Below are 9,138 nucleotides of genomic sequence, written 5' to 3'. Positions count from 1 at the left end.
ACTCGACGACCTGTCGGTGCCGAAGCGGCGCATCGTCGACAACGCCGGATTCTTCGCCGCCGGACCGACACCGAAGAGCCTCTCCGACGCCGCGCTCTACGATCAGTTGCTCCATGAGTTTCCGCAGTGGCTCGCCGCCGCCCGCTCCGCCGGTGTCCTGAAGGACTGAGGGCTGCCGGGCCGAGAGCATGGGCATCCCAGAACACATGGCTACGCTCACGGCGGCCACCTCGCCCGGCTCGATCATGGGCGGGCCCCGCTCCCGACCAGCCGGAGGACACACCGGATGCGCCCAGATGACCTCACCGGCCCGGAACTCCGGCTCTGGGAGGCATTCGCCGCGGGGAGCGAAGTCGACCTGCGTCCGCGCGGCGCGGTCGGCGGAGCGGTGATGGACGGCGGCAGTTGGGGGCCGGAGCGGCAGGTGCGGGCCTCGGTGGTCCGCTCGTTGCTGCTGGGCGGTGCCGATGCGATCAGCGGTGAAACTCCGATGGTCCACCTGGTGGGTGCCCGGATATCGGGGAAGCTGCGCCTGGTCTTCGCCGAGGTGTGCTGCGTACTGTGGCTGGAGGAGTGCTGGTTCGAGGAGGCACCGCAGTTGTACGGGGCCACACTTCGGGTGACCAGTTTCGGCGGCTCGTGCCTACCGGGGCTTGGGATGGGCGCCACGACGGTTGACGGGAACCTCGAACTGATGAACTGTCGCGTTCACGGCAGGGCCGATGTGCATGACGCGCATATCAGCGGGAGCCTGCTCCTCCAGGGCGCGCACCTCTCCCATGCCGGCGACGTGGCCCTGGACGGCGCACGCCTGGAGGCGAAGGGCGTCGTCGGGACCGGCGGATTGCGCGCCGACGGGGAGCTGCGGCTGATTCAGGCGCGCCTCGGTGACGGTCTGCATCTGCGCGGGGCCGCGCTGCGCCAACCTGGCGGTGAGGCCCTGTCCGCCTCCGGTATCCAGGTCCCCACGACCATCGATTGCGGCGAGGGCTTCCGCGCCGACGGCGCCGTCACGCTGACCGGCGCCACCGTCGGCGGGTCGGTCAGCTTCGATACGGCGTCCCTCACCCCCATCCGGGGAAACGCCCTCTCCTGCGCTCACCTCCAGGCCGGGGAACTGCTCCTGCGACCCGCGCGGGCCACGGGTGGCATGGACCTGCGCCACGCGGCCATCGGTGTACTCCGGCTCCATGACGACGGTCCCGAGCGGCCGCCGCTGCGACTCGACGGGCTGGTCTACCGGTCGCTGGAACCGCACCTGGCCGTCAACGATCGCCTCGAGCTGCTGAGCCGCGATCCCGACGGGTACCGGCCCCAGCCGTACCAACAGCTCGCCACCGTCTACCAGTCCATCGGCCAGGACCGCGATGCCCGGACCGTGCTCCTGACCCGCCAGCGTCACCGCCGTACGACCCTCCCCTGGTACGCCCGGGCTTGGGGGTATGCGCAGGATGCCACCGTCGGGTACGGCTACTCGCCGGAACGTGCCGCGGTGTGGCTGCTGGCCCTGCTCGCCACCGGAACCACGATCTTCGCCCTGCACCGGCCCCACCCGCTCAGTGGTACGCCCCATCCGGTGTTCAACCCCGTGATGTACAGCCTGGACCTGCTCCTTCCTGTGATCGACTTCGGCCAGGAGCGGGCGTTCCAGCCGACGGGGCCGACCCAGTGGATCGCCTGGCTCCTGATCGGCGCGGGCTGGCTGCTGGCCACGGCCCTCGCCGCAGGCGTCACCCGGGTCCTCTCCCGCCAATAGTCAGGGGTGATCAGGCACGGGTGCCGCCAAAGCCGCCAAAGGCCGCCAGGCGGCTCAGCGCTCGCATGGCCGCGTGCTCTATGCGGGAAAGGTCCTGGAGGATGGCGCCGGCCTGTGCGAGGCATTGGGTATCGCCTGACGCACCGGCGTGGGTGATGAGTGCGGCGGCTTCCGTCCATAGGGTGGCTGCCTCGGTGTACAGCCCGTGGCCGGTGCGCAGGTGGTCGCTGTCGAGCAGTTGGGCGCATTCGGCGAGGAAGTCGCGGTAGAGGTTGCGGAACAGGGCTCCGCCGGTGCCGGCCTGCTCCATCAGGAGGGCGGCCTGAGGTAGGTCCCGCTGCGGGTTGTCGGTCCGCTGGAGCCATGTGCGTACCTGCTTGGCGGCCTTTTCGATGCCTCGGTGGCCGAGGTTGGCGATGGGCGGGTTGAGGAAGGCGTCGGCGCAGGCGGTGATGGCGGGAATGATGTGGGCCTGGAGGGAGGGCGGGTTGCTCGGGGCGGTGAGGGTGAAGGACCGGTGCTTGGCGGTCATCGGGCCGCGCGCGGCCCTGGCCCGGGCGAGGCTGGTCAGGCTGGTGGCTACCGTTCCGCCTTGCTGCTCGGTGTCCACCAGGTAGGCGTCGTGGTCGTCGTAGCCGTACATGGCGACGACATGGCCGCCGAAGTGCACCTTCGATCCGAAGTAGTCCAGGTGGTAGCTGTCGAGCTGTAGTCCGACGGGGCGGTCGGCCTCGATGAGGGTCGCCACGTTCTCCCATGCCCGGCGGGGGGAGGTGGTCTCCTGGACCAGGAGGTCCAGCCCGAGCGCGGTGGCCAGGTTCCTGGTCAGCTCGAAGGGCTTGACCCGCCCCCCGAGGAAGGGGAAGCCCATGCTCTTGCTGTCCCAGTAGATGAAGGACAGACCGGAGCCGAGACCGAAGAGCATGGGCTCGGAGAGATCGAGTCCCTGGTGCCGCAGCAGGACTCCCAGAGCCGACGTCTCGCAGTGCTGCGTGGCGCGGGCGTCAAGGTCGATCACCGTGGTCATGCCGGGCTTTCCTGGACGGGGATGATCAGCCGGGTCGTCCATTCCTCCTGCGGTGCCTGTGTCGGCCCGACGAGATAGACCTCACGTACGGGCGCTTGCGGACGCAGTCCGCGTTCGTGGACGGCGGCGAAGAGCGCGTTGTAGGCCAGGGGGAGCTGGGCGTAGGGCCCGATGTGTACGGTCTCGGCGACGGGGCCGCCGGGCAGCGTCCGGAACTCCAGGCCGGGCGTCCCCTCCCCCTGCGAGGTCCGCGCTCCGGCGGCGATCTCCATCCGCTCTTCCAGATCCAGCGGATACAGCCCCCACAGCGGCGGCTCCCATGCGATCCCCTCCTCGCCGAGCACGGGCAGCAGCCGCCCCACGCATTCCCCGAACGTCTCTCCGATCTCCTCGAAGGCGCAGACCGCCCGCACCACCGCCAGCCGCCGCTCCGGCTCGCTGCCCATCGTCACCTCATAGCCGGGCAACCCGCCCTCGGCCAGCCGCCCCAGCATCTCCAGCCGCGCCTGATCCCTGCTGATCCGCTCGGCCAGCCGGTCCCGTTCGGCGCGCAGGATCCGGGCCCTGGATTCGGGCTCGGCGGCCAGCGCCTGGGCGATCACGGCCAGGGGGAGATCCATCTCGCGGAGCAGGGCGACGGTCAGGGCATCACGTGCCTGTTCGGGCGCGTAATAGCGGTAGCCGGAGTTGGCGTCCACATGGACCGGGGCCAGGAGCCCCGTCTCGTCGTAGTGCCGTAGCTGCTTGATGCTGAGCCGGCACAGGCGGGCGAAGCGCCCGATGGTGAGGAGTTCTTCGTGCATGCCGCCATGGTGGACTCTCCGACGGTGGGAGAGTCCAGGGCAGGTCGCGGCCTCGTCGGTACGATCAATGCGGACGGGAATTGGTCCCACGGAGGTGCAGGTCATGTCCGAGTCGGGCAAGTCCAGGGTCGAGGGCGGGGCCACGTCGGGCCGGAGTGATTCGCCTGCCGTTGGGTTGGGGCCCACCGCCGTCGTTCTTGGTGTCTTCTCCGCTGTTGGCGCATGGGTGCCCGCGCTCGCGATTGTCACCCTTCCGTTGACGATCATCGGCGGAGCACTCGCCGCGGTCCTCGGTGGCATGGGTATCCACCACGCGCGCCGCGGCGTCGGGCGACTGTGGACCGCCGTCGCCGGGGCGGCCCTCGGTGTGGCGGGGTTCGTCGGCGACACCGCTCTCATTTGGAGCGTTGGCGCCTAGGGCCGTGGCCGGGAAGGTGTGAGTGAGGCCAGTGCGGTGGGCCGCACCGCGGTGGCGGCGGTTGAGCCGAGGAGTAGGTCGGCCAGGTTGTGGGGCTGTGCCTGCTCGTCGGTGGGGGTCGCCGCTGTGATCCGGTCCAGGCGGAAGCCTCGGCCCGCGCGGCGGGTGCGGCACCAGGCGATGAGGTACCAGCGGCCTTCGGCGGTGAGCAGTCCGGCCGGTTCCACGATGCGGTTGCTTTCGTGTCCTGCCGCGTCGGTGTAGGACAGCCGCAGCGCCAGGTTGTTGGTGAGGGCTTGTTCCACCGCGGTGCGGACCTCGGAGTCGGATCGCGTCGGCAGCGTAACGATGCGTGCGGCGAGCGTCCGGGCCGCCGTCGAGGCGGGGCCGGTCATCGAGGCCGCGATCTTCTGGGCAGCGGTGCGGGCCGCACTGGCGTAGGGGGTGGAGGCGTCGGCCGTGGCGAGCGCGGCGGTCAGTGCCGAGGCTTCATCGGTGGTGAAGTGGATCGGGGGCAGGGTCATCTCCGGGGCGATCGACCAGCCCCCGCCCCGTCCGGGTGTGGTGCGCACCGGGACGCCCGTCTGTATCAGAGCCTGAAGGTCGCGCTGCACCGTGCGGGTGCTGATCTCGAATCGCGCGGCGAGCGCCGCGACCGTCAGCGGTCGCGGCGCGGCCGCGCGCAACTCCTCCACCAGCGCGTAGAGCCGGGCCGTGCGGTTCATGAGGCCGACGCTACCGTCACGCGGTGGCCAGGAAGTCCCGCTCGCGCCGCTGTTCCCGCTCGGTGACGGTCAGCGGGAAGAGGGTGAAGCCGTGCATCGCGCCGGCGACGACGTCGAGTTGCACGGGCGCGCCTGCCGCCTGCCAGCGCCCGGCCAGGAACAGGGAGTCGTCCAGCAGCGGATCCTCGGTGCCGACGACGATGCGGGCGGGCGGCAGACCGGCCAGGTTCGCGAACAGGGGTGAGAGCTCGGGGTCGCGGCGCTGCTCCCCGTCCATCCCTGGGGTGAAGAGCTCGTAGATGCCGCGAAGTGAGTCGGTGTTGATCAGTAGCCGTCTGGGGCCGAATGACCGCTGGCTCGGTGTCATCGACAGGTCATAAAGGCCGAAGAGCAGGTGGGCCGCCCGGAACGCGCCGGTGATGCCGTGCCGGTCGCGTAGGCGTAGCAGCGTCATGACACTCAGGTGGGCACCGGCCGATTCACCACCGATCAGCAGCCGTTCGGTGCCGAACTCGGTCGCGGCGTGCTCCACCAGCCACCGGGCGGCCGCTTCGCAGTCGTCGGGCCCGGCGGGGAACGGGTGTTCCGGCGCCAGGCGGTACTCCACGCTCACCACGGCCAACCGCGCCTGCACGGCAAGCCGCCAGAGCCGTTCATCCTGCCCGTCCGACGAGCCGAATGCCCAGCCGCCTCCGTGGATGTGCAGGTACACGCCGTCAACGCGGTCCGGTACGAACGTCCGGAGCTTCACCCCGCCCTCGACGACGCGGTCTTGGGCGTGCGGCAGCCTCACCGGTGGGGTGTCGCCGCCGAGCCGGTTGCGCCGCAGGAGCGCCGGCGTGGCCGCGCTCGGGACCGGCCCACGGGCCGGACGGTTCGCAGCGGCAGCCTCGAATTGCTCGTTGAAGGCAAGGGTCTCGGCGAGGCAGTCCTCATCTGTGATCATCATGCGCCGACAGTCGCAGCTCCCCGCGACACCACCCTGTCACCCTTTATTTGTGAGCTACGTCACGATCCTGGCGCGCTGCTCGCTACCACACCACGGGGACCTGTTCGAAGCTGTCCGTGAGGACTCCCTCGCGCCGTGCCAGTTCGGCTGACGGGACCGCCAGGTCGAGACCGGGCAGGCGCTCCAGCAGGATTTCCAGGGCGACTTGGAGTTCGGTACGGGCCAGGGCCTGGCCGATGCAGGAGTGGGCGCCGGCGCCGAAGGCGAGGTGGCGGTTGGGGGAACGGGTCAGGTCCAGTTGGTCCGGGTCGGGGAACATCCGCTCGTCGCGGTTGGCGGAGGCCACGACCGAGAGGGTCGTACTGCCCTTGGGGATCACCTCGCCGCCCAGTTCGATGTCCTCGGTGAGGTAACGCGGCATGCCCGGGCCCCGGTTGACGTCGAAGCGGAGCAGCTCCTCGACGGCCGGGCGGATCAGCGAACGGTCGTCCAGCAGGCGCTGCCAGCGGGAACGGTCGTCGAGCAGGACCGGCACCAGCTTCCCGATCACGCTGGACGTCGTCTCGTGCCCGGCGTGCATCAGCCCCTGCATGATCTGGACGAAGACCGCCTCGGGCAGGCGGCGGTCGGCGGCGTCGGTGATCTCGATCAGCTTGCTGAGCAGGTCGTCACCCGGTTCGCGCCGTTTGCGGGCGATGTGCTCGCGCAGATACGTCAGGAGTTCCTCGCGGGCGGTGCGGGTCTCCCGCTCACCGTAGCGGTCCCGGCTGAACAGGGCGCCGGACCAGTACGCGAACCGGTCCCAGTCCTGCTCCGGGACGCCCAGCAGGGCGCCGACGACCCGAACCGGAAACGGATACGCGAAACCCACCCAGAGATCCGCGGGCTTCGGCCCGGCCTCCATGGTGTCCACCAGGGCATGCGCGATGGCGACGATCCGGGGGCGGAGCGCGGCGACCCGCTTGGCGGTGAGCGTCTGGCCCACCAACCGCCGCCAGCGCTGGTGCCGTTCGCCCGTGCCGGTCCCGTCCGGGCCCGCCTCGCTCATGTCCCGTGGGAAGCGGGGATCGGACAGCATCGTGTGCACATCCGCGTACCGTGTCAGCACGCGCACCGGCTCCCCGCTCGACCGCAGCGTCAGCTCCGGCACCGGGCAGCCCTCCGCCCGCAGCGCCGCCCACTCCTTCGGGGGCTCCAGGGGGTGCTCCGCCACGAACGGGAAGTCGCCCAGGGGGCAGCGTGCATCCGCGCCGCCCTCCGCATTCGGGCCGCCTCCCGCATTCGGGCCGCCTCCCGCTTTCGTCTCGCCTGCCACTTCCGCTTCGGCCATGGAGCGCCTCCAGAGACGTACGACGTGCGGCGAACAGTTACTCACCCCTCATGGGCGAAGTCAAAGCGGCCGTGTGTCAGGCCGGGTTGGCGGCTTGGGCGCGGGTGAGGGCCACGTCGAGGACGACCAGGAGGGCGTCGCGGACCGAACGCGTCTCGCGGGCGTCGAAGACGACCAGGGGGACGTGCTCGGAGATGTCCAGGGCCCAGCGGACCTCGTCCAGATCGTGCTGGACCTCGCCGTCGAAGGCGTTGATGGCGACGGCGAACGGGACGTCCTTGTGCTCGAAGTAGTCCACCGCCGCGTAACAGTCGTCCAGGCGGCGGGTGTCCACGATCACCAGACCGCCGAGGGCGCCCTCGACCACGTCGTCCCACATGAAACCGAAGCGGTCCTGGCCCGGCGTGCCGAACAGGTAGAGCTTCAGCTTCGGGTCGATCGTGATGACACCGAAGTCCATGGCGACCGTGGTGGTGGTCTTGCCGGGGGTGTGGGTGAGGTCGTCCACGCCCGCCGCCACCTCCGTGATCAGCGCCTCCGTGGTCAGCGGCCGGATCTCGGAGATCGCCCCCACGGCCGTGGTCTTGCCGACCCCGAAGCCACCGGCGATGACCAGTTTGACCGGCAGTGGCGGTTCAACTGCTGTCGCGGAGTGAGCCCCGTGAGTCGGGGACGGCACGGAGACCATCGATAACCCTTCGCAGTACGGAGATGTCGTGGACGGTCCCGGTGTTCGGGACATGGACCGCCAGATGTCCCGCGGCGCGCAGGTCCTCCGCGAGGACCCGGACCACGTTGAGATGCAGATGCAGCCGGGCGGCCAGCTCCGCCACCGACTGGGGGCGCCGGCAGGCGGCGACGATGTCGCGGCGTTCGAAGGTGAGCGAGCGCAGGGCGGACAGCCCGTCCGGCGTCGTCACGATCTGGGTCTCGACGGGGAGCGGCGGCCCGGTGCCGCTCCCCGCCACCCGACCGGCGGTCAGCAGGAACGGCCGGATGGCGGAGGCACGGCCCACGGGCTCGGCCGGTTCGACGGGCTCGGCCGGTTCGACGGACTCGGCCGATTCGACGGGTTCCGTCGGCACCTCGGACTCCGTCGGCTCCGGGACGTCCCGTGCGCTGTCCTCCGCGGTCCTCTCGCGGGCTGCCGCGTTGTGCGGTACCGGTTCACCGGCGACCATCTCGCCCCTCCTCCGTGCGCCGTGCGATCCGTCAGCCGACGGACCCGGCGCTCTTCTTCAGCTCCATGACGAGCTGCGGGGTGAGCGCGGCTCCGGCCCGGTTGGCGAAGAGGGTCATCTCGTACGCGATGTTCCCCAGCTTCGCCTCCTTCGTCGTCACCACCCCGAGCACGGCACCGCAGCCGATGGACGACACCAGCACATGGCCGCCCTCCAGATCGATGATGACCTTGTTGAGCTCGCCGAGGCCGTAGTTGCCGGAGGCACCGGCGGCGAGGCTGGTGACCCCGGAGACGATCGCGGCGAGCCGCTCGGAGTCGGCCTGTTCCCGCAGTTGGGAGACGGCGATCAGCAGACCGTCGGAGGACACCGCGATGGCGTCGACGACACCCGCGGTCTCGGTCGCGAACCGGTCGAGCAGCCAGGTGAAGTCGGCCGCGGCGGCTCGCAGATCGGTGGTCTCCGGCTCAGCGGAACCGCTCTTATCTGTCGGCGTGGTCACTTCCCGACTCCTTCCGGGGGTGCTGATGTGTCGATGGTGTGGCTTCGGCCGGGGAACCGGCGGCGCTGTCCCGCTCCGCCCTGCGTACGGCGGCCTCGAACTCGTCGAGTTCGGAACGGACCGCGGCGGCGTCGGCGGGCCGGCGCGTGGCCGGGATCGCCCGGTCGGGCGGTGGGATGGTCTTGTCGAGCGTCGCGCCCCGGACGCGGCGGCGCAGCGGGCGGGATGCGGGGACGGAGGCCGAAGCGGGGGCGGCCGGAGTGACCGACCGCTCCTTGCCGGTGGACGGCTCGTGCGCCGCTTTCGGCTCGTTCGCCGCCTTCGTTGTTTCGTGCGCGGGGCGAGCCGACTCCGCGTTCGTACGGGACACCGCCGGGACGCGCCGTGGCAGACCGGACTCCGTCGCGGGCGCCGCCGCGCGCCGCTCGGGCGCAGGCGTGGCAACGG

Annotated in this window: 11 protein-coding genes and 1 pseudogene; 3 read left to right on the top strand and 9 right to left on the bottom strand. The window is 70.7% G+C overall.

Annotated features, from left to right (window positions below; translation table 11 throughout):
* Positions 1 to 169: VWA domain-containing protein (locus KN815_RS24205; RefSeq protein WP_216344042.1), on the top strand; the 169-nt coding region annotated here is incomplete at its 5' end.
* A gap of 117 nt (positions 170 to 286) precedes the next feature.
* Positions 287 to 1,756 carry a membrane-associated oxidoreductase gene (locus KN815_RS24200; protein ID WP_216344041.1) on the top strand — a complete coding sequence of 490 codons (1,470 nt, stop codon included), beginning with the start codon at positions 287 to 289 and terminating at the stop codon, positions 1,754 to 1,756.
* 10 nt (positions 1,757 to 1,766) lie between these two features.
* Here the strand turns inward: KN815_RS24200 and KN815_RS24195 are convergent, their stop codons facing one another.
* Both KN815_RS24195 and KN815_RS24190 read right to left on the bottom strand, forming a co-directional pair.
* The gene (locus KN815_RS24195; RefSeq protein ID WP_216344040.1) at positions 1,767 to 2,783 is read right to left on the bottom strand and encodes a BtrH N-terminal domain-containing protein; all 1,017 of its coding nucleotides are present in this window, start codon (positions 2,781 to 2,783) and stop codon (positions 1,767 to 1,769) included.
* Entirely contained in the window at positions 2,780 to 3,586 is an 807-nt protein-coding gene (locus tag KN815_RS24190; protein ID WP_216344039.1) for a MerR family transcriptional regulator, read from the bottom strand. Before KN815_RS24190 ends, KN815_RS24195 begins: the two co-directional genes overlap by 4 nt.
* 103 nt (positions 3,587 to 3,689) lie before the next feature.
* Between KN815_RS24190 and KN815_RS24185 the strand changes: the two genes are divergently transcribed.
* Positions 3,690 to 4,004 carry a hypothetical protein gene (locus tag KN815_RS24185; protein WP_216344038.1) on the top strand — a complete coding sequence of 105 codons (315 nt, stop codon included), beginning with the start codon at positions 3,690 to 3,692 and terminating at the stop codon, positions 4,002 to 4,004.
* On the opposite strand, the gene KN815_RS24180 is transcribed toward KN815_RS24185, so the two are convergent.
* The 7 genes and pseudogenes from KN815_RS24180 to KN815_RS24150 all read right to left on the bottom strand — a co-directional run.
* A complete protein-coding gene (locus KN815_RS24180) occupies positions 4,001 to 4,729 on the bottom strand; it encodes a helix-turn-helix transcriptional regulator (protein ID WP_216344037.1) in 729 nt (242 codons plus the stop codon). The genes KN815_RS24185 and KN815_RS24180 overlap by 4 nt on opposite strands.
* 16 nt (positions 4,730 to 4,745) lie before the next feature.
* Positions 4,746 to 5,678: an alpha/beta hydrolase gene (locus tag KN815_RS24175; RefSeq protein WP_216344036.1), complete on the bottom strand. Its 933-nt coding sequence runs from the start codon at positions 5,676 to 5,678 to the stop codon at positions 4,746 to 4,748.
* An 82-nt stretch (positions 5,679 to 5,760) separates the two neighbouring features.
* Positions 5,761 to 7,008: a cytochrome P450 gene (locus KN815_RS24170; RefSeq protein WP_216344035.1), complete on the bottom strand. Its 1,248-nt coding sequence runs from the start codon at positions 7,006 to 7,008 to the stop codon at positions 5,761 to 5,763.
* Between the two features lie 76 nt (positions 7,009 to 7,084).
* Entirely contained in the window at positions 7,085 to 7,696 is a 612-nt protein-coding gene (locus KN815_RS24165) for a GTP-binding protein (protein WP_216344034.1), read from the bottom strand.
* Positions 7,644 to 8,024 (bottom strand): DUF742 domain-containing protein, encoded by a 381-nt coding sequence (locus KN815_RS24160; RefSeq protein ID WP_253209208.1) that lies wholly within the window; start codon positions 8,022 to 8,024, stop codon positions 7,644 to 7,646. Before KN815_RS24160 ends, KN815_RS24165 begins: the two co-directional genes overlap by 53 nt.
* 196 nt (positions 8,025 to 8,220) lie before the next feature.
* Positions 8,221 to 8,691, bottom strand: a complete 471-nt coding sequence (locus tag KN815_RS24155; protein ID WP_216344032.1) for a roadblock/LC7 domain-containing protein — start codon at positions 8,689 to 8,691, stop codon at positions 8,221 to 8,223.
* Positions 8,672 to 9,138 (bottom strand): annotated as a pseudogene (locus KN815_RS24150) (ATP-binding protein); the annotation flags it as partial. The pseudogene KN815_RS24150 and the gene KN815_RS24155, both read right to left, overlap by 20 nt.

It is taken from the genome of Streptomyces niphimycinicus, from assembly GCF_018883605.1.
Classification (GTDB): domain Bacteria; phylum Actinomycetota; class Actinomycetes; order Streptomycetales; family Streptomycetaceae; genus Streptomyces; species Streptomyces niphimycinicus.
Note: the sequence above shows the minus strand (reverse complement) of the source record. Positions and strands in the feature narration are given on the sequence as shown.